Raw genomic sequence first — 21470 nt, forward strand, 5'->3', positions numbered from 1 at the left:
TAATGGACATTTATAACATATCAGTCTTATCACCCATTCGTCTGACGATGTGCCGGTGCATTTCCCTGCGGACCGCGTGGAGCTCCGCGATGCGTTCGCGGACGAGCGCGGCGGCTTCGCTGTCACCGGAGCGCCGTTGCCTCCGCAGCTGTCCGCGGAGGACGTGGATCTCCTTCTCCACCTCGGCACCGCGCTTGGTCAGATAGTGAGTGGAGTCGACAGGTTCCGGTTCGGGAATGCGCTGCAGGAACTCCGCGCCGTCCGGCGAGATGCCGAACCGGCCCAGCGCTTCGTCGTCGAGGCGGAACGCGCGCGGATGGCTGTACGCCCTCGTGCGGCGCCCGCTGCCTTCACGCTGCTGGTCGGACAAGTTGGTGTGCGCGTACAGCCACCACAGGACGTCGCTGTCGAGGCTGCCGAGGTAGGCGCCCTCCGGAGCGAGCTTCTCCTGCAACTTCATGTGGTTCCAGTCGTAGACCGATCGCGCCTCGCCGACCGGTTCGAACAGCGTCAGGCCCATCGACGGACTCGGGTGGAACGCGCGGTGCCCGGCCCGTTCGGCGGGGACCCAGTTATACCCGGTCACTGGGGCGAAGACGGCCGACCGGCGCTCGTGCCGGAGCAGGAACGCCTCGGCCTCCGCATGGAGGCGGCTCACCAGGTCGCGGTGGATCGCGTCGTCGTCGTCCAATCGGGTCGACATGGCCCAGTCGAGGCCCCGGGCCTCGGACTCCTCCTTGATCCACTCCGCGACCGCGCGTTTGAAGTCCCGCTTGAGCTCGACTTCGAGCACCCTGGCGTAGGGCCTGCCCTCAAGCATCCGGTCCAGTGCCTTCCGGGCCCGTGGGGGCATGTCCCGGTCGACGCCGATCAGCCAGGTGAACCCCTTGGCGGTCTGGGCGTCGATGGAGGCGAGCGTCAAATGCTCCAGAAGGTGCTGGCGGTACTCGAACCAGTCCTCGTCGAACACACCGATGCCGTGGCGGGTCGCAATGACATGGAGGAACCCGGGCGCGTCATGACGCGATCCCGAGCCGGTCGCCGGGGCGCGGTGGCCGGTGGAGGCGGAGCGTTTGCGGAACATCGGACCTCAGCCCCGCCCGCCTGCGGTGACACCGTGCAGGGACAGCCGTTCGGCCAGTGCTTTCCCCGAGAAGCGCTCATCGATGAAGTCCCAGGCGAACGACTGCTGCGCGGCATATGCGCCGGAGTCCGACATGAGGCGTTCGGCGGTGGACGCGACTTCGGAGGGGTCGCAGTAGACGGCGGCCGGTCCGAACGTCGGCTCGAAGCGGCGGTCCATGATGACCGGTACGCCCGCGGCCATGGCCTCGAGCGGCGCCCGCCCGAACGCCTCCATCCCGTCGGAGGAGATGAAGTAGACCATGATGTCGATCTGCTCGAGGAACTCCTTCGCGGAGAGGGAGTTGAAGGGGTGTGTCGTCCAGTTCGAATGGAGTCCGCCGAGGATCGCGGCGGGGGTGTCCGCGCCTCCTAGTGTGTGGATCTCGAACGGCTCCCGGTCGGGGTAGCACTGGAGCAGGGCCTTCGGGTCCTCGGGCCACTTCAATTTGTGGTCGCGCGAATGGCGGCCGATGCGTATGCGGCCGTCGGTTTCCCGGCGCCCCTCCAGGCGCCACTGGTCGATCTCGATGCACTCGTTCCAGGGCATGAACGCCAGGTCGAGGCCGGCCGTCTCCTCGGCGTGGTGTTCTGCGAGCACGCTGTGGACGGCCGGTCCGCCCGCATACCATGTGTGCGGCCCCAGCCACTCGCCGACGTGCGCCTCGACCGTGGCGATGTCCCACGCGACCTCGCGCGGGCCGTCGGACCCGTAGAACTTGAACGGCGTCTGGTTCGCGATGACCACGGTCCCTTTCGCCTCGATGCGGGGACGCTCCTCCAGCGGCTTGAGGAGCACCGTGGGGAGACGCACCACTGCCAGGTCGCAGGTGACGTCCTCGTGGCGTTCGATCCGGGTGACGGTCTCGCCGTCGCACAGGGCCTCGATCCGCTGCCCCATCGGCGCGTTGGGGCCCCACTGGAAAACGGGATGGTGCAGCAGTCCGACCGTGAGCCCGTGATCGCGATAGGCCCGGATGTCGGCGACGTTCGCCGAGGTGTTGCCGCCTTGGAGGCCGAAATGCGAGATGAGCACGATGTCGAAGTGCGACCGCCTGCCGCCGGACGACCAGCGCTCGTCCTCGGCGATGTGCCAGTCGAGCACCGACTTCATCAGTGCGATGCGCTCCGAAGCGGGAACCTTGCCGCTCGCGGCGATCTTCTTCGCCTCGGCCAGCGCCGTGTCGGGGAAGCCGCCCGCCAGAGCGTTGCGGACCCGTTCGATTCGGTGGATGTAGGCCGCGGCCGGCACCGCCGAGTTCGAAGCGAGGCGTTCGAGCAGTTCCGAAGTGGATGCCTTCGCGTCGAGGTCGCGGAGCAGGGGACGAAGCGCCGCGGCGGAGCCGGCGGCGAGTATCGCGGCGGTGGCGACGATGAGCCCGACGCCGGCCAGGCCGACCCAGGTCGGCAGCAGGTAGGCGGCGACGGCCACCGCTCCAGCCGCCGCGATGGTCGCGACTGTCCGCGTCTCTTTCAAGGGACGGAGGGCTCTTCTCATTGCGGATCGTGTCATCGGGCGTCTTCCATGATCATCGCCGTCGCGGTCTCGGCCGGTCCGAGTCTCGCCGAGTCCACGACCACGCCGAGTTCGCCGACCCGGCGAAGCAGGGCTTCGGGTGAGAATCGTTCCCGGACGATCCTCAGTCCGGCTTCGACGCGCTCGGCGTAGTAATCGGCATCGGCCGCGAGGCGGCGGGCGTGGTCCTCAACCTCGTCGGGGGTGCAGTAGACGGCCCCGTCGCCGAACAGTTCGGCGAAGCTCCACGGCAGGATGCACGGGACGCCGGCGGCCATCGCCTCCAGCGGAGACCGTCCGAACGCCTCGATGAGGTTCTCGTCGATGAAGTAGGCATAGACGTCGATGGTGCCCAGGAACTCGACGGGAGACATGGTGCCGAACGGGTGCGACACCCACTTCGGTGGGATCGACCCGAGCAACTGCCTGATCGATTTCTCTCCGCCGAGCACATGGATCTCGATGTCCTCCGCATCGGGGTACGCGGTCCGGAGGCGTTTGGCCATGTTGGGGAACTTGGTGATGCTGTCGCGGCTGTGCCGGCCGATCCTGATCGGATCGCCTTCGGCGCGGATTCGCCGTGTCTCAGGGGTCCACGCGGCGATGTCGATGGTCTCGTACCAGAATTCGGCGGCCTGCTCGACGCCGCTGAGATCCGCCGAGTGGTGCTCACGCAGTACGTCGCGGACGGCCGGTCCGATCGCGTACCAAGTGTGCGGGCCGATCCATTCGGTGAGGTTCCGGTGGACGTCCCTGACGCTCCACGGAGTGCCGTAGCCTCCCGCGAGCCCGTACTCCTCGTAGGGTGTCTGGTTGACCAGCAGCACGGTGCGCTTCGCTTCGATCTTGGGAAGGTCGTCCATGATGTCGGCCATCGCGGTGGGGAACCGGACGATCAGGAGGTCGCAGCGGGCGGTGCTGGCGGGGTGGAGCTCGATGATCTGCTCATCGTCGATGAGCGCGCGAATCCGGGGGTGAATCGGCCTGTCGAGCGCCCGGTCCAGGACGGGGTGGTGCACCAGCCCCACCTTGAGGCCGCCCGCGCGATAGGCCAGGATCTCGGCTTCGTTGGCTGAGGTGGTGCCTCCCAGGAGATTCATCGTGGACACGATGACGATGTCGAGGTCCAGGGTCTCGGCCTGCCGTCGCTCGTTCCGCCGCCGGGCGTAGTGGTCGTTCAGCGCCTCGAGGACCTTCACCCTGTACTCGGGGTGTTCCTTCTTGGTGTTCGCGGTCTGCAGCAGGACCGATGCGGCGGTCTTCGACCATCCGTGGTTCAGCCGCGCCTCCCACCGGCTGAACGCCCGCAGTTTCCGTTCGGGTATGGGGCCGGCGGCCGTGACGGCGCCTGAGTGCTCCGCGGCGGAATTGCGAGTGGGCGCGGCCACCAGCGATCGAGTGCGGACCACCGCGCTGCGAAGGCTGAAGACGGTGAGCGCCGCCAGAAGCGTCACCGATCCGGCGAGCAGGCCGAGGAACGCCGCCGGAGACCCGTCCGATACCAGGATCGCGAGTATCGGGGCGAGTGGGAGTACGGCGGTCGCCAGCCAGGCCCGCCGTCTGACGACGGTCTTGACGACTTGCTTGAGGCTCATGCTGGGAGAGTCCGTGTTTCTGCGTTGATCGGGCATGGTGTGAATCCGCTGATGTCGGTCATCGGAGGATCCGGGAGGAGATTCGGCGGCTGATGGCGAGGCCGCCGGCGCCGAGCCAGATCGCCAGGCTCCCCGCCGTGGCCCAAGGCAGGGCGTCCGGTTGCCATACGGCTGATGCCGCCGCGACGGCTCCCGCTGAGAGCAGCCCGGTTCCGGCGAGTGCGAGGTCCCCCCACCGGATCAGTCGGCGTGGCGTCGGGGGAAGGTGGTGCACCTCGGTGGTGGACGGCATCGTTTCATGCCGCCGTTCGGACGTCTCGGAGTGAACGCGGATGCGATCGGCTTCGAGTTCGGGGTGCTCGAATCGGAGCAGTTCCGCGTACTGCTCCGTCGGTGTGATCACCGGTGCGGCCTCCCCGGGCTCGAGATCCACGAATTCGAGCCCGTGATCAGCGGCGGTTTCCAAGACGGACCAGTTGATGAGTGGGCGCTTGCCGTTGACATTCACCCATTCAGGGCAATGGGCGAGCCCGATGGCCTGGCCTCTCGACGCCTGTTCAGCCGCTTCCGCGAGCATCGTGCGACGCGCCTTGTCGAGTGTGCTCCAATCCGCCGTGTATATCCGGGCGTAGGTGATCTGCCTGCTCGCCGCCTTGGTACGGGTGATGTCCTGCGTGATGGGGAACGGCCGCGGCCTGGCGAGGGCCTCGAGGAACGCCTCGGCACGTCCTCTGCGTATCCGCTGGTGCCAATGGGTGAATCCCGAGTGGTAGGCCAGACGGCTCGTCGTCATCCAGTACCGGGAGACCTCACCGGCCGACAGCGTCGTGTCCGTGTGGCGCACGAGCGTCAGGGGACCGCCTTTCATTCGAGTCCAGGCACGCCTTCCGAAGTGCTCCTTGATGCGCATGCGGAACTCGGAGTCCGCGGTCTTCCTGACCTCGTCGTAGAAGCCGATCCGCCTTCTGATGGGCTTCGCTCGGACCATGATCAAGGTCGATCGCGAGGCGATCACCGCGACCTGGGGATCGACCACCGGTGACAGATCCTCGTGCACTGCGAGGCTGCGTGATTCCACCATGACCAGTTTCGGGTCGTCGAGCAGTGGTTTGACCTGGTTTTCCAGTCGACGAGGGTGGGCCCAGTCATCGGAGTCGAGTCCGGTGATGAACTCTCCCCTGGCGGCCGCCATCGCCCGGTTTCGGGCTTGATAGGTGCCGCCGTTCTCGGGCTGGATCAGCAATCGCACGCGAGAGTCCAGATTCAGGGCGTCGCGCAGGACGCCGGAGTACTCGGGGCCCGATCCGTCGTCGACGACGATGAGCTCCCAGTTCTGCCAGGTCTGCGCCGCGATCGAGCGCACCGCCGCCAGAAGTGCCTCGTCCGGGCGGAAACAGGTCATGATGACCGTGATCAGAGGCCCGTTCTCGACGGCGTTACCGGGTTCGGTCCGCAGTCCGTTGATGGACGGGGACGTCCGCTCGTCCGGCTCGCAGAGGTCGGTCCAGCCGGTGAGTTCCCGCAATCGCTGCATGAACACGGCGGCGGACCCCCCGTTCCGCGGGTGGGCGGCCCGGCAGCGAATGGCTTTCCGCACGGGAGCCGCCTCGTCTCCATAGGACTTGACCAGCGTTTCGACCCGGTCCTGCCGTCCGCTCAGATGCGCCGAAATGACGTGCAAGGCTTGGTATTCGGCGGGGATGTGGCCCCTCGTCCGCTGGAATGCCAGGTCGAACAGCCCCAATGCCCGCCGGGATTCCTCCTCGGTGTCCGCTTGCAACCCGAATGACGCCGCCAATGCGCAGAGTGCCTCCAGGTTCAGTGGGGCACGGGCGAGTCGCGCCTCGTTCTTCTGCGCATCCCACAAGGACTGGGGGTCATCGGGGTACGCGAGATAGGCGAGCACGTGCAATGACATACGCGACTTATGGTACTGTCCCCATTGGTGCATTTGCCCCATTGCGACGGCATTGGCCGCGCTCAGAGATCGCTCGAGCAGTCGTCGCTCTGGTTGTGGCTCGAAAGTGATCATGGGACCGTTCTGAGTGTGCGGGGATGCTGGGCGCAGGAATTATATATGACCGCGCAGACCGGTTCCTGGCTCGTACACCCCATCGGTCGAGGGCTTCGACCCGTAGCGGCTCCTTTTGCGGAGCATTGAGGGTCGCCATTGATTTCGGTCGTACGGCGTTTCAGCGATGCGACGCCGCGGCGGTCTCATGGAAATTCGTGCGGGAATTATGTTTTACATCCCATTCGGCGAGTGCCGCCTCGGTGCCCCCGGTCGCTTTTATGGCGTCGAGAAACACGGGGAAATCGGTTTTCGCCTCTTCGAGCCGGACTGTGACGGACCTGCGGTAGCGCAGAAACTCCTCGATGTTGGCGGTCACGGTCGCCACGTGATCGCGGCAGACATCGATCCGCTGCTCCAAGGGCCAGTCCCGCGTCTTCATGACGATTCCGTGGCCGTAGGCGCGGATCATCGAGGCGCGGAACTTGGCGTCCCACCGCGCGAGATGGCTCTGCGCCACTGCCTCGGGGTCGCGCCTGAGATGGACGTACAGCGTCGACTCATTGCTGTACGTGGCACCGAGCCGCCCCAAGTGCCAGGCGAGCCGGTTGTCCACTTCGATATGCCGCTCGGGGTAGGCCAGGCGCGCGTCACCGACGAGGTTCGCATTCGTTTCGTGCCCAGCGGTGTAGTTGTCCAGGTGCTTGCACGCCTCGGCGAAGGTCACTGAACCGCAGCGGCCCGTGCAGAGGACGAAGACGTTCTTCATGGTCGCTATAGTGTCACGCCGGCGAACGGCGGGACCAGTCTCATGCGCCCGCCGGTCCGCAGCGCGTGCGCGTAAGCGACTTGGAGCTGTCCCGTAGGCTGTCCGAGCCTGGAGCCCCGACGGGACGGCGGCGTCCGGACACCGAGCAACATCATCAGGGGCGCCGCGTCCGACGCGGCGCCCCTGACGTTCTCGGCTCGCCGCTAGACGAGGCCCTTGCGGTCCAAGGCGGTGCAGACCGTTTCGACCATGAGGCGGGTGACGGTGTAGGGGTCGCAGTTGGCGTTCGGGCGGCGGTCTTCGAGGTAGCCGCGCTTGTCCTTCTCGACCTGCCACGGGATGCGGATCGAGGCGCCGCGGTCGGAGACGCCGTAGGAGAACTCGCTCCAGTGGGCCGTCTCGTGCTGGCCGGTCAGGCGCTGGTCGATGCCGTCGCCGTAACCGGTGATGTGCTCCTCGGCCTTCTCGCCCAAGGCCTCGCAGGCGGCGATGATCGGCTCGTAGCCCTCGCGCATCGCCTTGGTGGAGAAGTTGGTGTGGCACCCCGCGCCGTTCCAGTCGCCCTTGGCCGGCTTCGGGTCGATCGTCGCCGACACCCCGAAGTCCTCGGCGGTCCGGTACAGCAGCCAGCGCGCCAGCCACAGCGAGTCGGCGGTCTCCAGCGCCGAGGCCGGCCCCACCTGGAACTCCCACTGGCCGGGCATGACCTCGGCGTTGATGCCCGAGATCGGCAATCCCGCGGCCAGGCAGTTGTCGAGGTGGCGCTCGACGATCTCGCGCCCGAAGATCTCGTCGGCGCCCACGCCGCAGTAGTAGCCGCCCTGCGGGGCCGGGTAGCCGCCCTCGGGGAAGCCCAGCGGCCGGGAGCCGACCATGAAGGTGTACTCCTGCTCGATGCCGAACCAGGACTCCTGCGCCGCGAAGCGCTCGGCGAGCTCGGCCGCCGCCGCGCGCGTGTTGGTCGGATGGGGCGTGAAGTCGGTGTCGAGGACCTCGCACAGGACCAGCAGGTGCTCGCCGCCCCTGATCGGGTCCGGCACGGTCTTGACCGGCCTGAGGACGCAGTCGGAGGAGGCGCCCTCGGCCTGGTTCGTCGAGGAGCCGTCGAAGCCCCAGACCGGCGGCGCTTCGCCCTCGGCGAGGATCTTGGTCTTGGAACGCAGTTTGGCGGTCGGCTCGGTGCCGTCGAGCCAGATGTATTCGGCCTTGATAGCCATCGGGTGGAGCCCTCCTCATGATCGCACGGCCGCTCGCCGAGCCGCACCGCCACGCTCCCAAGGCGCAATTTCCCGTGCGTTGAGGGCGTGTGAACACTCTGTTAAGCACGACGCGGTGTGGCGAGAGCGCATTTGTGAGTCCTATTCGGCCAAATTGGGGCCAGAAAATCTCGATATCCCCGTATCCCCGATTCGGTCGGATTCGTTCTCCTAAGTGCGGGCGGCAAAGCCGCTCGCGCTCAGGTTCAGGACGACGGGGGAGACATGGGAAGCATCATGTGCGGCCGCGAGAACGCTCGCCGCATCGATGTGTCCCGGCTCCTCCTCCGTGCCGCGCTCGCAGCATTCGGCTCCCTGCTTATCGGGGCCTTGGGCATGGCAGCCACCGCTTGGGCATCGGACGAAACCGCCGAGGCGACAGGCCTTGCCGCGGTGATCGATCCGCTCACCGCAGAGGTCTCCGACATGTCGCGCCTGGCCGCGCGACTGGTCCCGCAAAGCCAGCAGGGCCATCGGACGCCGGCGGAGGAGAGGACGTCACCGGGGCTGGTGTCGGGTCTGATCGAACCGGTGGGTGCGCTGGTGGACGAGCAGGTGGGGGCCGTGAACACGGTGCTCCGCACAGCGGAGGGATCCGATCGGTCGAACGGCGAGTCCGCAGGGGACAGTTCTGCTGAAGTGGTGACACCGCTGCTGGGAACCCTGTTGCAGGGGACGACCTCTGTCGTGCAGATTCCCGCCCCCGCGGTGTCCGGTGTCTATGAGACTGTCGCGCCCGCGACCGACGAGGTCGACGCGCTGGCGCGGCTGGTGACCGATGGCCTGGAGCCGCCGAGCGACGCGACGCCACCCGGGGGCGTCCTCGCCGCCGGTCCAGGACAGCCGAGCCTCACCGCGCTTCAGCGGGCAGCAGACTCCATCGAGGCGGCGGCGGCGTCCCAAGGGGCGCCGGACGACCGGTCGGCCGCCGCCTCCGAATGCACTGTCGTCCCCGCGGACGAGCCGACGGCGGATCCGGGCGACACCTGGGGGCGTGTGCCGAGCGCGGACGCCGCGCAGTCGTGGACCGATCCCGGTCCCGCGCTGCCCGACCTGAAGATCATCCCCGGTGGAGCCGTCGGCTCGACCACCGGTATCAGTGTGGACAGCGGCCATGCCGCTGTCGACGTCTCCTCGTTCACCGGCGACGGACAGGTGTCGTTCGTCCGTTCGGTGGTCAGGGGATTGGGGCGACCAATGGACCGCGCCGCCGAGCTGTCCGTCGCCCCAGACTAAGAGCCTCCGCGCGTCGGCGCGGGGACTCCGGGCGCACTCGCCGTGCGCCTCGATCCCACCCGGTTGCAGCGTCCGAGGTCTCGACCTCGGCGGTGTCCGGCGCGCCGACGCGCGGTCAGGCCCGCACCGGCCGCCTTCGAGCGAAGTCCGGCCGCATCCAAACGAAGACGCCCGAACTCTCGGGCGCACAACCGAGAAGGAAACGAACAGCATCATGCGCAAGGTTCTTACCGTCGCAGCCGCGGCCGCCGGTGTCGCCGCGATCGCCGCCGCCGCTCCGGCCATGGCCGCGGGCAACAACTCCGGCGTCACCGCGGGCGACGTCTCGCTGGTCAACCTCGACGCCTCGAGCGCCGGGCACTGGCAGATCTGCGGTCAGAACATCCTGGCGACGTCGTTCGAGCAGAACTGCGACAACCGCGACCACATCGGCGAGGGCCCCCAGTCGGGCGTCACCGCCGGTGACAAGTCCCTGGTCAACGGCGACCTTTCGAGCCTGCTCCACTGGCAGATCTGCGGTCAGAACGTGGGCGTGGCGCCCTCGCTCTACCAGCAGTGCCTGAACTACGACCACGTGGACGCCGACGCCCAGTAAGACCGTTCGGGCGGGCCCCGCGCCCGCCCCTTCATCGTTCGAGAAAGGAACCACAACCATGCGTACTTCCACCATCGCCGCCGCCGCGGCCGCCGGTCTCGCCGTCCTCGGTGCCGCCGCTCCGGCCATGGCCCAGAACTCCGGCGTCTGGGCGGGCGACCAGTCGCTGCTCAACCTGGACGCCTCCGACATCGCGCACTGGCAGGTCTGCGGCCAGAACATCCTGGCCACGTCCTACGGCCAGGACTGCGACAACCGCGACCACATCGGCGAGGGCCCCCAGTCGGGCGTCATCGCCGGCGACAAGTCGCTGCTCAACGGCGACCTGTCCGACGCGCTGCACTGGCAGATCTGCGGCCAGAACATCCTGGCCACGTCCTACGGCCAGGACTGCGACAACCGCGACCACATCGGCGACGACGGCTGGGACGAGGGCGACGAGACCCCGGCCAAGGGCGTCGACCAGGGCGACTACTAAACCGAACCGGCAGCACCAGCGTCCGGTCCGGACTCGCAACCGACGGGAGGTCGAAAGAGGACATGCGATACAAGACCATCGTCGCGGCGTCAGCCGCGGCCGCCGCTGCCGCCATACCGTGCGGCGCGGCTGCGGCCTCGACGCCGGACTGGCTGGCCCTGGCGTCTCTGGAGACCGGAAACCCGTCGCCGCTCCCCGTCGTATGCGGCGAGGAGCCCACTGGGACGGTCCTCGACCCCGCTTGCGCGGGCATCTTCGGCACGGGGCAGTACGACGACGAAGCCTTCGGCGTCCCACTGCCCCAACCGCCGCCGGTGCCTCAGTCACCGCAGACCTACGACGGATTGCCGGCACTGGCGAACGTCGACCTGCGGGACTCCGCGAAGTGGGAGGTCTGCGGCGTCTCCGCGGGCTCGACCACCGCCGATGTGGACTGCGACAACTCGACCACCGCCGCGCGCGAGCCGGTGGGGTCCGAGAACGGGCTCTCGCTGCTGAACGTCGACGCGAGCGGCGCTCTGAACTGGAGCGTCTGCGGCGTCGCGGTGCTGGCGGAGGTGTACGAGTTCAACTGCTGAACGGCAGGCACATCTTCATACTGTTCATACCCAATGGCCGGGATCCTGCACAGGACTCCCGGCCACCCCTATATCCTATAAGATCGTTACCTTATAAGATATAAGATATAAGATATACTACGGGCGCCAGCGCACTCCGGCTTCCAAGTGCACTTCCCGCGGCTCCTCGCCCGGCAGCGCCACCCATACCCGCGTCTGCGCCGTGGCCTCCAGCTCCAGCTCGGTCACTTCTCCGGCGGCCCACCGCAGGCGGCGCAGCGTCACCGCGCCTCTGGCGCGCAGTCCCGAGACCTCGCCGTCGGGCCAGGCGCTCGGCAGCGCCGGGAGCAGTTCGATCACCGGCGCACCGTCGATCGTCCGGTGCGACTGCACCAGCATCTCGGCGATCGCCGCCGTGGTGCCGAAGTTCCCGTCGATCTGGAACGGCGGGTGCGCGCACAAGAGCGACGAGTACACGCCGCCGTCGGAGTATTCCACTTCGGACTTTCGGAAGCCGACCGGCGTGAGGAACTCGCCGAGCAGCCGGTGCGCCCTGTCGCCGTCGCGCAGCCTCGCCCACAGTGCGGTCTTCCACGCCAGCGACCAGCCGGTCCCGGCGTCGCCGCGCACCTCCAGGCTCCGCTTCGCCGCCGCCATCAGCTCGGGGGAGTCGGCGAACGACGCACCGGGGAAGGCCCCGTACAGGTGCGAGACGTGCCGGTGGTGGACCTCGGCCTCCTCGCGCTCGGCGGCCCACTCCACGATCCGCCCGTCCGAGCCGACATTGACCCCCGCCAGGCGCGGCAGCGCCTCCCGCACTTCGGTGATCACGGCCAGGCGCTCACCGTGGACGGTCTCGGCGACCACGTCGGCGGCTTCGAGCACGAACGCGAACAGCTCGCGCACCAGCGTCGCGTCCATCGCCGTCGTCTCGTCGACGGCCGCGTTCCCTTCGGGCGTGACGAACTCGTTCTCCGGGCTCGTGGCGGGATTCGTGACGAGCTCGCCGTTCTTGTTCTCACTGAGTCTGTCGAGCGCGAACCGGGCGGCCCCCAGCACCACCGGGAGCCGGTCGGCGAGGAACTCCTCGTCGCGCGTGAACCGCCAGTGCTCGGCGATGTGCATGCATAGCCACAGGCCCGCCATCGGCCACGCCTGCCAGCAGGCGCGCCCGTCGCACGGCGTCGTCAGCCGCCAGTAGTCGGTGTTGTGGTGGCAGCACCAGCCGCCCGCGCCGTAGAGCGTGCGCGCGGTCTCGGCGCCGGTGCGCGCCAGGCCCTCGACGAGGTCGAACATCGGCTCGTGGAACTCGCTCAGCGCGCACGTCTCGGCGGGCCAGTAGTTCATCTCGACGTTGATGTTCGTGGTGTAGTCGCAGTTCCACGGCGGGGTGACCTCGTCGTTCCAGATGCCCTGGAGGTTCGCCGCCTGCGTGCCGGGCCGCGACGAGGCCGCCAGAAGGTAGCGGCCGAACTGGAAGGCCAGCACCGGCAGCCGCTCGTCCGCCTCGCCCGCCGCGCGCCGTTCGAGCCGCCGGTCGACCGGCCCGTCCGGACCGTCGCCCAGGTCCAGCCGCACCCGGTCCATGACCAGCCGGTGCTCGGCCACGTGGTCCTCTAGGACCGCCTCCCAGCCGCTCGCCGCCGCGTGCCGCGCCTCGCACTGGACGGACCCGAGCTCGGCGGCGGGGTCCTCGCCGCTGCGCATCGCGAGGAACACGACCGCCTCGCGGCAGCCGGTGAACCGGTGCCCGCGCGAGGTCGGCGCCAGCGCGCCGTCGCAGCGCAGCTGCGCGTTGAGCGCCAGGGCCCGCACGCCGTCGGTGCTCGAGTAGTCCGGCTCGCCGCCGTGGACGCCGACCGGCGCGAAGCCGGTGAACGACAGCTCGTCGAAGTCGGCCGCGCTCGAACCGCCCCGGTGCGGCCACTCGAAGTCGAGCGCGAGGTCGAAGGGCTCCTCGGCGCTCCAGCGCAGCGCGAGCACCCCGAAGCGGGCCGAGACGAGCGATTCCTGGCGCACCCGCCCGCGCACGGTCCGCGCGACGCCGTCGCGCAGGTCCAGTTCGCGCGATTCGGGTTCGGCATCATCCGAATGGGACACGAGCAGTGCGCCCGCCGGCTGGTAGGCCTGCGTGCTCTCGCCCTGGAGCCGCGTCACGAGGCGGTCGGCCCCGACGAGGTCGCCGCGTCGCACCGCCTCGGCGGCCTCGGCCGCGACGCCCTCGACGCCTTCGGGCACCCGCCAGTCGCCGCGACCGGCCCAGAACCCGTCCTCGTTGAGGGCGATCCGCCCGCCGACGATCATCGCGCCGATGCGGCCGTTGCCGATCGGCAGGCCCTCGTGCCAGGCTCGGGGCGCGCCGTCATAGGCCAGTTTCAACTCGTCCGACATGGCTCAAGGATTTCATTCCTGCGCCTGGCGGCCGCGGCGGGCGGCCTCCCGAGTGCGACGCGGAGAGTGTTACCGGATCGCAATGCAACCCCATGCGCCTCGCCCGCGTTATGTTATTGCCCATCTCGAATCCGGCACGTTCGATCCCATGGCAGTACGACAAACGGAGAACTGAGACGTGACTTTCAAGCAGCAGACTTCCAGGGCCTTCGGCACCCTGGGCGTGGCAGGCGCCGCCGGGCTCCTCGGCGCCCTGGCCTTCGCCGCTCCGGCGAGCGCCGAGGTCGTGAATATCCCGATCAACCAGGGCAACGTGCCCACCACGGCCGCTGCCTTCGAGCAGTCCTGCGACCAGGTGCCCGACGACATCGCCGCCGACCAGGACGGCTGGGTGTTCGTCCTTCCAGCCTCGGCGGGGGCCGAGGGCAACTTCGAGGCGGTCTACGCCACCTACGAAGACGCGTCCGGCGCGCTGCACGAGTTCAACACCGACGACAACGGCGGCATCGTCGACGGCCAAGGGGACAACAAGGCCTACATCATCACCCCGGCCGGCTGGACGCTCGTTGACGCCACCGCGGACGTCAACGACCCCGACGACGGCGCGAAGTTCAACCTGACCCACGCCTGTGCGGGCACCCCCGCCAATGGCGGCGATGACGAGCCCACCCCGGGCGACGAGGAGCCGACCCCCGGTGCGGAGAGCCCCACGCCCGGCGACGAGAGCCCGACCGCGGACACGACCGTTCCGGGCGACGAGGTGTCCACCACGCCTGCCGCCGGCAGCACCCTGCCGACCACCGGCACGCCGCTGACCGTCGCGCTCGTCTCGGCCGCCGCGCTGGCCGCCGCCGGTGCCGCCCTGTTCTTCGTGATGCGGCGCCGCCGCGCCGCCGAGAACTGGTAGGCCGACGCTCTTAGGGCCGTTACCCAACCGTTATGCAACCCGGTGAAGCGCTCCCGCGTTTAGCTACTGTCTCAGGGAAGCGTTCCCAGGACTACCGCCCGCTGCTTGACGGTGCGGTCCTTGTCGAGCCCCCGGAATCCTGCCACCGGGGGCTCGACCTCCGCGCCCCGGAACCGCCCCCCTGGTTCCGGGGCGTCATCTTCATCTCACCTTCGGTCCCACGGGCATCCACCCGCTCGCCATTTCGCGCCCGGCACGGTACATTACCAGCGGGTTCAGCGCTGAACCCGCCGTCCGTCCGAGGTGCCAGCTGCCCGGCATCGCACCGTCCCCCTGGAGACGCCCAGCCCATGGCAACCGAAGAGCAGACCAAAGAGCCGACCCCGCCCGCATCGGGGCCGATCGACCGCTTCTTCCACCTCAGCGAGCACCGCACCACCTGGAAGCGCGAGCTCCTCGCAGGCACCACCACCTTCCTGGCGATGGCCTACATCCTCGCCGTCAACCCCGGCGTCCTCAGCTTCGGCATCGCCGAGGCGGGCGTCGACGCCCCCAGCCCCGGCGCGATCTTCACCGCCACCGCGCTCGCCTCAGCGCTCGGCTGCCTGATCATGGGCCTGTGGGCCCGCTATCCGATCGCCACCGCCCCCGGCATGGGCCTGAACGCGTTCTTCGCGTTCACCGTGGTGCTCACCCTCGGCATCCCGTGGCAGACCGCGCTCACCGGCACGCTCGTCTCCGGCGTGCTGTTCTTCGCCCTCGCCGTGACCGGCGTGCGCGAGTGGATCATCAACGCGATTCCCGCCCAGCTCAAGCTCGCCGTGGGCGCCGGGATCGGCCTGTTCATCGCCTTCATCGGCCTCAAGGGGGGCGGCGTCGTCGCCCCGTCCGAGGCGACGCTCGTGACCATCGGCGACTTCTCCGACGGCACCGTCCTGCTCACGATGTTCGGCCTCATCGCCACCGCCGTGTTCATGCTCCTCGGCTGGAAGGGCGGCGTCTTCTACGGCATGCTGGCGACCCTCGCCGTGGGCCTGCTCACCGGCGTCGTCGACCTCGAACTCGCCGAGGGCACCACGCCGAACCTGGACGCGTTCGGCGCAGCGTTCACCGGTTTCGAGGACGCCTTCACCGTCCACATGATCGCGGTCATCCTGACCATGCTGTTCGTGGACTTCTTCGACACCGCCGGGACGCTGTTCGCCGTCGCCGGGCAGGCCGGGCTCGTCAAGGACGGCAAGCTTCCGCGCGCCGGGCGCGCCCTCGCCACCGACTCGATCGCGACCACGGCCGGTGCGGTGCTCGGCACCTCGACGACCACGGCCTACATCGAGTCCACCGCGGGCGTCTCGGTCGGCGGCCGCACCGGTCTGACCGCCGTCACCACCGGCTTCTGGTTCCTCGTCTCGCTCGTGGCCTTCCCGGTGTTCGGCCTGGTCGCCGACAACCCGGCGGTCACCGCGCCCGCGCTGGTCATGGTCGGCGTGCTCATGGCGAAGGCCCTGGGAGGGATCGAGTGGGAGAAGTTGGAGTACGCGATCCCGGCGTTCCTCATCGTGGTGGCGATGCCGCTGACCTACTCGATCTCGAACGGCATCGCGCTGGGCCTGGTGGTCTTCCCGATCGCGATGGCCGCCAAGGGCCGCTGGAGGGAAGTGCACCCGATCGGCTGGGCCCTCGCGGCCGCCTCGGTCGGCTACTTCCTGTTCCTGGTGTAGTAGAGCGGCACAGCCGAATAACGTTGAACACCGCCCGGTCGGCGCAAGCGCCGACCGGGTTCGACGTGTCCGAGAACACGGCCAATAGGCCGTATCTTTTCTGATTCGCCTTGCCCTATAAGAAAAACAGGAATCAGCGCGCTCTCGATCTAGACGCCGTGGTTGACAATGGCGGAATCTTCGTTCATCATGCAATCACCGCGAGTGTGTTTCCTCCACGGCGGCAAGCATTTACGAACATCTCTGAAAGGGCTACGTCAAGACCCCAGCAACTTGAATCAATTTCATAAGGCAGAATCTCAAACTGCTGCCCGGCGGTATCCAATCGCCAAACCGGTCTCCGCCGGGCAGCTCAACACAGAGAGCAGGCTCTCGTGTCGTCAACGACGATACGCCATTCCGGCGTACTTGAAAACACCCAATCGGCAGCCCACCTCGCCACCGGGCATTCCACGCGGCAGTGGGACTCGGTCTCGCAGTACCCGCCCGGCTTCGCCCCCGGCGAGCCGTGGTACGAACCCGCCCACCTGCGCCACAAGCCCGGCGACGACTGGAAGATCGGCGGCAAGCCGCACGACCCGGACGACCCGGGCCCGTACGGCTCGCCGGGCTGGTACCAGGACCGGCGCACCGGCCGCCACCGCAGAAACGAACTGCCCGACCCGCTCCCCGAAGAGACGACGGCGTTCTCGCCGATGCGCGAGGCGGCTTACCTCGCGTTCATCCGCGACTCCGAAGAACTCCACCAGGCGCACTACGAGACCGACGAGCCCGGCCGCGCCCTGCTGCGCCTGAAGTGGCTGCTGCAAGTCCTGCTGGCGATCCTGTATTGGCGGGTGGTGCCCTTCCCCGAACGCCCGGAAGAACAAACGGCCGTGCACGCCACCGTGCACGAGACCACGCACGCCACTCCATCCGAGGCGGTGCGCGAAACCTCGCGAGTGGCCGCACACGTGACGGCGCGTCCGGCCGCACGCCGAAGTGCCCTCCGCGGCATCGACTACGCCCCGCAGGTGTTCTTCGACGCGGTGCGCACCGCGCGCCTCGAATGCCGCATGGCCGGAGGTGAAGTCCGATGACCGCCGTGCGTTCCGCGCCGGAGGAGATCCGGCGCTCCTACCACCGCGCCCTGGCGGCCCTGCCGCTGCGGGCGACCCCGCCGGAGGTGCCCGACCCGGCCGCGCTGACCGTGCTCGGCGGGGCCGTGATCGACGGCTGGACGGTCGCCTTCGCCACGCGGGCCAGCAGGCCCCGGCTGTGGGTGTGCACCGGCGGGGAGGCCCCGCGCACCATCGGCTACCTGACCGGCCTGGTCCTCGGCGAGCCCGATCTATGGGTCTGCGACACCGACGCCTGGGCGTGGGTGAACGAGGGCGAAGTCAGCGCCCAACTCAAAGCCGCCGCTACCCGCCTCTGGCATGACTGCGAGAGGACCTGCGATGGTTGAGACGCGCCTGAACGGTCACCGGGCCGAGCGTGAAGCCGAACGCATCGCGCACTTGGTCGGCGGACGCCTCGCCGAAGGCGTCGCAGTCGCTTCCGCCCTGCCCGAACGAATCGAGATCGGTCGCTACCGCCTGCGCGGCCTGCCGCGCATGCTCGGCGGCCCCGGCCCGATCGAGATCGAGGCGACCGCCCGGCCCCGATCCGATGCCGCGACCGTGTGGCTGACCCGCACCGCGCCCGGCCCGCTCCGGACCATCGGCTACGTGTTGCGGGCCGACGCCAGAGGCGCACGCTATCACTCCTATGTGCCCGACCTGCCCGAGGAGGCCGCCGCCGTCCTGTGCGACCACGCGTGCGATCTGTGGGCCGAAGCCGAGCGCCGAGGTGAGGTGAGCGCCGAGCGCGCCACCGGACCGGTGCGCTTGGAGCTGACCGTGATCGACGGCCTGAGAGTCGATCTGACCTGGGAGCCCGGCGGCGACGCCGTCGCGCTCGCATTCCGTGACCTCGAACCCGAACATCTCGGCACCGTGACTGGACTCGACGGCACCGCACCGCGCCTGTACCCGACGCCCACCCATGTGGACTGGGCCACCGAACCCGGCAGACTCGAACGCCTCACCGCAGCCGCTGCCGACGCCTACCACCGAAGACCGGGATCATCCCAATAGCGGGCGCGTCCCGGAGGTCTAGACCAGGGCACGGTTCTTATAGCCTATAACCGGACTATAGGATATAAGTTATATCCTATAGTCCGGTTATAGGCTATAGGGAAAAGGTGTCGCGAGGGCGAAAAGGTGCCCGGTCGGGGAAACCCTTCAAACCCCGACCGGGCGGTGGTGGCTCAGCGCGGCGTTGACAGGGTGAGCCGTGTCGAGAGACGCGGCGGACCCTGGCGGCTTCTCAACCGGGCCCGTCGCGCGCTCTCGGCGTCTATTCACTTGAGCGGCGGGGCGTTCCTCTTTACGCTCCCCGCAGCCGGGCTCTTGTTCGGGATGGGAGTGGTGATCAATCTGCTGGGAATGCACCTGATGGAAGCATGGCGGCAGGGCCGCCGGTCCGAGGCCGCGAACGGCCGCTGAGGACCCCTCCCGCAGGATTCGACGTAAGCTCCCGGACATGATCACCCCGCGATGTGACAACTGCGATCGACCCCGGCACGGTAGCCTCTATGCGTTTCGTTACGGCGCACCGATCTCGATCGAACACGAGTCGGGTGTCGCCGTCATCAAGTACCGCATCCTCGGCCGAGAGCGTTCCTTCATATGCCACTCGTGCACCGCGCGGCGAGTGTTCTGGTACAGCCTTCCGCTGCTGCTGAGCATCGTGTCCGTGATCTTGTTGATCATCGGTACGCCGTTCGCGGCTCTCGGGTGGGCGACCGGGGGCCTGATCGTTTTCGCCTTGCTCGCCTGGGTGGCGGCAACGGTGTCCGCGATCCTCTCTTGGAATGCTCTGGCCTTCTCGCGGAGCAGACATGGAGGAATCGCCGGTCTGGGTTGGCTGTTCAAGGCTGTGGTCTGGGTCGTTGCCTCCTGCTTGGGCCCGGTGTTCCTGATTCACGCGGTCCTCAATCACAGCGGCCTGTACACGGCGACCAGCGTGCTTGATGTGGACAGTTGGCCGGCCGCGGTCCTCGTATGGATTGTCGCCGCCTGCCTGGGTGCCCAACTGATCATGCTGCTGGTCATCGTCACGTCTTGGCCCATATACATGGAGACCGTCGCGGGCCGCCGCGCCATCGAACGGCTGATCAGCGAGTTGGATGAACCGAAGCTGTCGGTCTTCAACAGCGGGGAGTACCGGCGCCTCCGCAAGACGGTCGACATCGTACCCTGAACGTCGCCACACGCTCGGCACCGATGGTCCGCCGCGCCGCCGACAGGGTGGATTGTTCCGAGTCCGCGGATCCCGAATGAAACTTTGGCTTCACAGATCACTTCGGCATCGATTTTCGCAGTACTGCGGTATCGGCTGCGAACCGGTCGGCGATCGACGATTCAACATCGGCTGTCAACCTGGCGACACGTGAATCATGCCTTCAAGACATCGGTGAAATCCCGTCTGCGCGATGGGTCTTCGGACACCGTGGTCTCATTGAGTCGGAATTTCACGGCACTTGGCTTCCCATTGGTCGAATGCCGCAGCCATCGCGTGCTCGGAATGTACATAGGGTCCTTCGCTGCCATGGCGAACGACTGTCCGATCGGCATCGACGTAGACCATGCCGAAACCGTGAAGTCTCAGCAACGCTGACCGGACCATTGCATCAGTGATTTCATCATCACGCTCCTCGACCCACGGCTTCGCCCAGTCGTGGACTTCTTCGCGGGTCAGGTCGTGATTGAGCAATCCGGTCCATCGCTCGGACACGTCAGCACGGCTTGGAGTGCCCACGTCTATCGACAGCTTGCCCGAAAAGACTCATTGAGTCTCGGCGTGATATCCGGACCAATCGCGCTTCGACTCATTGTCGATCCTGCCACTTCTGCAAGTACCGAGCGACTTCCGCTCGAAGCGCGTCCTCGTCCAAATCGCCTTCCTCCCACAGCTCAGGGTCTCCGCAGAAAGCGTCGACATCGGTGAAGAGCTTGTCGACTTTCGTGGATGTGGACACGTGGTTGTCTCTGTAAAGCTTCCAGAATCTGATGAACTGCTCTTCGAAATCGGTTCCGCTCATCCTGCCTTGCACGAAGGCGGTTCCCAAGGGTCGAAAAACCTCGTCTTCGCGCGGGCTCTGATTCATTCGCCCACCGATATCTGCACCGCTGCGAGGTCTGTCAGGTTTCGCGGCATGTTGTCGGTGATCCACGCGTACTCCAGAGCGGCCGGGTCCTGGAGGTCCAGCGGTGGCCCCGTCGGCCCGAACGGGAGTATCAGTGCCTGCGCCAGTAGTCGGGGCGCCACCAGTACAGCACCGAGCGGTCAGTCGGCCAATTGCCCGGTTCGTCGTCCAGGGATTCGAAATCGTCGACGGCAGGATCCGCGATCCTGAAGCCCGCATCGAGAGGTTCATCCTCCCGAGGCGGCCTCGCCCGCGAGGCGGCGTCACGGTCAGACGCTCCGAAGCGCTGGAAGTTCCTTTGGGCTTCAAGGAGGTTCGTCCTGTTGGCTCCGCCTTGGTAGTCGGGCCAGCGGAGCTGGGTCACGTCGTCTTCCCAGCGGCAGATCGGGCAGATCATGGACGACCCCGCCGACTCATGCACCAGATGTCCGCAGCAAGGGCAAGGGAACCGCTGTTCGGTCACCATGCTAAACCTCCGTTCCCGGTTGACGGTTGAAATGAGCTTCCGGATCGGGGATGGGAATGTAGTACGTGATAATCCCCCTTGGGCCGGATCTTCCGAACTCCCCAGTGGCGGGGTCGTAGAAGTACGAGGTGTCTCCGTCGGTCTTGATCCTGACGCCTTCGCGCCTTCCACCGTCAGTACTCATGAGATCGATCGCCGCTTCCCGGTATTCGGCCTCTGATTCCCACTCGGCATTATCGTCGTTGCGATGGTCCTGGTAGTGGCTTGTCAAGTTCTCGGGGCTGGCCCATTGGTCAGGGTACTGCGGTTCGAGCGCCGGACTGCCTGCATTCGTCGAGTCGTCGGTCGTCGATGGTACGTCGGGCTGGCCGTCGCCGTCGCTGTCGTTTGCTCGGCCTTCCTCGGCCTTCTTCTTGGTGGCGTCTTTGGCCGCGCCCCAGTCCTCGCTGGCGTTGATGCCGTCGGGGGTGGTGGTCTTCTTGCTGTCGTTGCCATCGCCGTCAGCGTCGTTGTGGGTGGTGTCGTCGGGGCCATCGGGTCCGTCGCCGCCGCCGTGCGGTCTCTGGAGCACGAAGGCCAGGCCCATGACCAGCAGGAGTTTCAGCGTTCTGCGCATCGCCGG

21 protein-coding genes are annotated in these 21470 nt (G+C 67.6%); 10 read left to right on the forward strand and 11 right to left on the reverse strand.

Annotated features, from left to right (window positions below; genetic code table 11):
- Positions 1-10: 10 nt before the first annotated feature.
- From H613_RS0121565 to glnII, 6 genes are all read right to left on the reverse strand, one after another.
- The gene (locus tag H613_RS0121565) at positions 11-1084 is read right to left on the reverse strand and encodes a glycosyltransferase (protein ID WP_026925404.1); all 1074 of its coding nucleotides are present in this window, start codon (positions 1082-1084) and stop codon (positions 11-13) included.
- A 6-nt stretch (positions 1085-1090) separates the two neighbouring features.
- The gene (locus H613_RS28285; RefSeq protein ID WP_156926188.1) at positions 1091-2635 is read right to left on the reverse strand and encodes a glycosyltransferase; all 1545 of its coding nucleotides are present in this window, start codon (positions 2633-2635) and stop codon (positions 1091-1093) included.
- A complete protein-coding gene (locus tag H613_RS28290; protein ID WP_051393668.1) occupies positions 2632-4233 on the reverse strand; it encodes a glycosyltransferase family protein in 1602 nt (533 codons plus the stop codon). Before H613_RS28290 ends, H613_RS28285 begins: the two co-directional genes overlap by 4 nt.
- A gap of 58 nt (positions 4234-4291) precedes the next feature.
- Positions 4292-6265 (reverse strand): glycosyltransferase family 2 protein, encoded by a 1974-nt coding sequence (locus tag H613_RS29585; RefSeq protein ID WP_084546843.1) that lies wholly within the window; start codon positions 6263-6265, stop codon positions 4292-4294.
- 160 nt (positions 6266-6425) lie between these two features.
- A complete protein-coding gene (locus H613_RS28300; protein ID WP_051393669.1) occupies positions 6426-7013 on the reverse strand; it encodes a hypothetical protein in 588 nt (195 codons plus the stop codon).
- 203 nt (positions 7014-7216) lie between these two features.
- Positions 7217-8230 (reverse strand): glutamine synthetase GlnII, encoded by a 1014-nt coding sequence (glnII, locus tag H613_RS0121590; RefSeq protein WP_026925406.1) that lies wholly within the window; start codon positions 8228-8230, stop codon positions 7217-7219.
- 264 nt (positions 8231-8494) lie between these two features.
- Between glnII and H613_RS0121595 the strand changes: the two genes are divergently transcribed.
- The 4 genes from H613_RS0121595 to H613_RS0121610 all read left to right on the forward strand — a co-directional run bounded on the left by H613_RS0121595 (position 8495) and on the right by H613_RS0121610 (position 11156).
- Positions 8495-9505, forward strand: coding sequence for a hypothetical protein (locus H613_RS0121595; RefSeq protein WP_026925407.1), 1011 nt, complete (start codon positions 8495-8497; stop codon positions 9503-9505).
- A gap of 214 nt (positions 9506-9719) precedes the next feature.
- Complete coding sequence (locus tag H613_RS0121600) at positions 9720-10100, forward strand: hypothetical protein (protein WP_026925408.1); 381 nt, start codon at positions 9720-9722, stop codon at positions 10098-10100.
- A 58-nt stretch (positions 10101-10158) separates the two neighbouring features.
- Entirely contained in the window at positions 10159-10578 is a 420-nt protein-coding gene (locus tag H613_RS0121605; RefSeq protein WP_026925409.1) for a hypothetical protein, read from the forward strand.
- A gap of 62 nt (positions 10579-10640) precedes the next feature.
- Positions 10641-11156: a hypothetical protein gene (locus H613_RS0121610; RefSeq protein WP_026925410.1), complete on the forward strand. Its 516-nt coding sequence runs from the start codon at positions 10641-10643 to the stop codon at positions 11154-11156.
- Positions 11157-11273: 117 nt separating this feature from the next.
- On the opposite strand, the gene H613_RS31850 is transcribed toward H613_RS0121610, so the two are convergent.
- Positions 11274-13526, reverse strand: coding sequence for a glycosyl hydrolase family 95 catalytic domain-containing protein (locus tag H613_RS31850; RefSeq protein WP_051393670.1), 2253 nt, complete (start codon positions 13524-13526; stop codon positions 11274-11276).
- A 178-nt stretch (positions 13527-13704) separates the two neighbouring features.
- Here H613_RS31850 and H613_RS28310 point away from each other — a divergent pair, with 178 nt between their 5' ends.
- From H613_RS28310 to H613_RS0121650, 6 genes are all read left to right on the forward strand, one after another.
- The gene (locus tag H613_RS28310; protein WP_035738896.1) at positions 13705-14433 is read left to right on the forward strand and encodes an LPXTG cell wall anchor domain-containing protein; all 729 of its coding nucleotides are present in this window, start codon (positions 13705-13707) and stop codon (positions 14431-14433) included.
- A gap of 350 nt (positions 14434-14783) precedes the next feature.
- Positions 14784-16151: an NCS2 family permease gene (locus H613_RS0121625; RefSeq protein ID WP_035738898.1), complete on the forward strand. Its 1368-nt coding sequence runs from the start codon at positions 14784-14786 to the stop codon at positions 16149-16151.
- Positions 16152-16525: 374 nt separating this feature from the next.
- Positions 16526-17230 (forward strand): hypothetical protein, encoded by a 705-nt coding sequence (locus H613_RS0121630; RefSeq protein WP_026925412.1) that lies wholly within the window; start codon positions 16526-16528, stop codon positions 17228-17230.
- Positions 17227-17598 carry a hypothetical protein gene (locus H613_RS0121635; RefSeq protein ID WP_026925413.1) on the forward strand — a complete coding sequence of 124 codons (372 nt, stop codon included), beginning with the start codon at positions 17227-17229 and terminating at the stop codon, positions 17596-17598. The genes H613_RS0121630 and H613_RS0121635 overlap by 4 nt, the downstream gene beginning before the upstream one ends.
- Complete coding sequence (locus tag H613_RS0121640) at positions 17591-18268, forward strand: hypothetical protein (protein WP_026925414.1); 678 nt, start codon at positions 17591-17593, stop codon at positions 18266-18268. Before H613_RS0121635 ends, H613_RS0121640 begins: the two co-directional genes overlap by 8 nt.
- A 448-nt stretch (positions 18269-18716) precedes the next feature.
- The gene (locus H613_RS0121650; RefSeq protein WP_026925416.1) at positions 18717-19436 is read left to right on the forward strand and encodes a hypothetical protein; all 720 of its coding nucleotides are present in this window, start codon (positions 18717-18719) and stop codon (positions 19434-19436) included.
- A gap of 255 nt (positions 19437-19691) precedes the next feature.
- Here H613_RS0121650 and H613_RS31170 read toward each other — a convergent pair whose 3' ends face one another.
- From H613_RS31170 to H613_RS0121665, 4 genes are all read right to left on the reverse strand, one after another.
- Positions 19692-19970, reverse strand: coding sequence for a YxzC family protein (locus H613_RS31170; RefSeq protein ID WP_156926189.1), 279 nt, complete (start codon positions 19968-19970; stop codon positions 19692-19694).
- A 94-nt stretch (positions 19971-20064) separates the two neighbouring features.
- A complete protein-coding gene (locus H613_RS28315) occupies positions 20065-20409 on the reverse strand; it encodes a colicin immunity domain-containing protein (RefSeq protein WP_156926190.1) in 345 nt (114 codons plus the stop codon).
- 64 nt (positions 20410-20473) lie between these two features.
- On the reverse strand, positions 20474-20848 hold the full coding sequence (locus H613_RS0121660) for a CPCC family cysteine-rich protein (protein WP_026925417.1): 375 nt from the start codon (positions 20846-20848) through the stop codon (positions 20474-20476).
- A gap of 1 nt (position 20849) precedes the next feature.
- Positions 20850-21464: a hypothetical protein gene (locus tag H613_RS0121665; protein WP_026925418.1), complete on the reverse strand. Its 615-nt coding sequence runs from the start codon at positions 21462-21464 to the stop codon at positions 20850-20852.
- Positions 21465-21470 lie beyond the last annotated feature (6 nt).

It is taken from the genome of Glycomyces arizonensis DSM 44726, assembly GCF_000482705.1.
GTDB classification, from domain to species: Bacteria; Actinomycetota; Actinomycetes; order Mycobacteriales; family Micromonosporaceae; genus Glycomyces; species Glycomyces arizonensis.

Coding starts and splice junctions, on each gene's coding strand:
- H613_RS0121565 (WP_026925404.1), bottom strand. CDS start 1,084: ATGTTCCGCAAACGCTCCGCCTCCACCGGCCACCGCGCCCCGGCGACC.
- H613_RS28285 (WP_156926188.1), bottom strand. CDS start 2,635: ATGACACGATCCGCAATGAGAAGAGCCCTCCGTCCCTTGAAAGAGACG.
- H613_RS28290 (WP_051393668.1), bottom strand. CDS start 4,233: ATGAGCCTCAAGCAAGTCGTCAAGACCGTCGTCAGACGGCGGGCCTGG.
- H613_RS29585 (WP_084546843.1), bottom strand. CDS start 6,265: ATGATCACTTTCGAGCCACAACCAGAGCGACGACTGCTCGAGCGATCT.
- H613_RS28300 (WP_051393669.1), bottom strand. CDS start 7,013: ATGAAGAACGTCTTCGTCCTCTGCACGGGCCGCTGCGGTTCAGTGACC.
- glnII (WP_026925406.1), bottom strand. CDS start 8,230: ATGGCTATCAAGGCCGAATACATCTGGCTCGACGGCACCGAGCCGACC.
- H613_RS0121595 (WP_026925407.1), top strand. CDS start 8,495: ATGGGAAGCATCATGTGCGGCCGCGAGAACGCTCGCCGCATCGATGTG.
- H613_RS0121600 (WP_026925408.1), top strand. CDS start 9,720: ATGCGCAAGGTTCTTACCGTCGCAGCCGCGGCCGCCGGTGTCGCCGCG.
- H613_RS0121605 (WP_026925409.1), top strand. CDS start 10,159: ATGCGTACTTCCACCATCGCCGCCGCCGCGGCCGCCGGTCTCGCCGTC.
- H613_RS0121610 (WP_026925410.1), top strand. CDS start 10,641: ATGCGATACAAGACCATCGTCGCGGCGTCAGCCGCGGCCGCCGCTGCC.
- H613_RS31850 (WP_051393670.1), bottom strand. CDS start 13,526: ATGTCGGACGAGTTGAAACTGGCCTATGACGGCGCGCCCCGAGCCTGG.
- H613_RS0121625 (WP_035738898.1), top strand. CDS start 14,784: ATGGCAACCGAAGAGCAGACCAAAGAGCCGACCCCGCCCGCATCGGGG.
- H613_RS0121635 (WP_026925413.1), top strand. CDS start 17,227: ATGACCGCCGTGCGTTCCGCGCCGGAGGAGATCCGGCGCTCCTACCAC.
- H613_RS0121640 (WP_026925414.1), top strand. CDS start 17,591: ATGGTTGAGACGCGCCTGAACGGTCACCGGGCCGAGCGTGAAGCCGAA.
- H613_RS0121650 (WP_026925416.1), top strand. CDS start 18,717: ATGATCACCCCGCGATGTGACAACTGCGATCGACCCCGGCACGGTAGC.
- H613_RS0121660 (WP_026925417.1), bottom strand. CDS start 20,848: ATGGTGACCGAACAGCGGTTCCCTTGCCCTTGCTGCGGACATCTGGTG.
- H613_RS0121665 (WP_026925418.1), bottom strand. CDS start 21,464: ATGCGCAGAACGCTGAAACTCCTGCTGGTCATGGGCCTGGCCTTCGTG.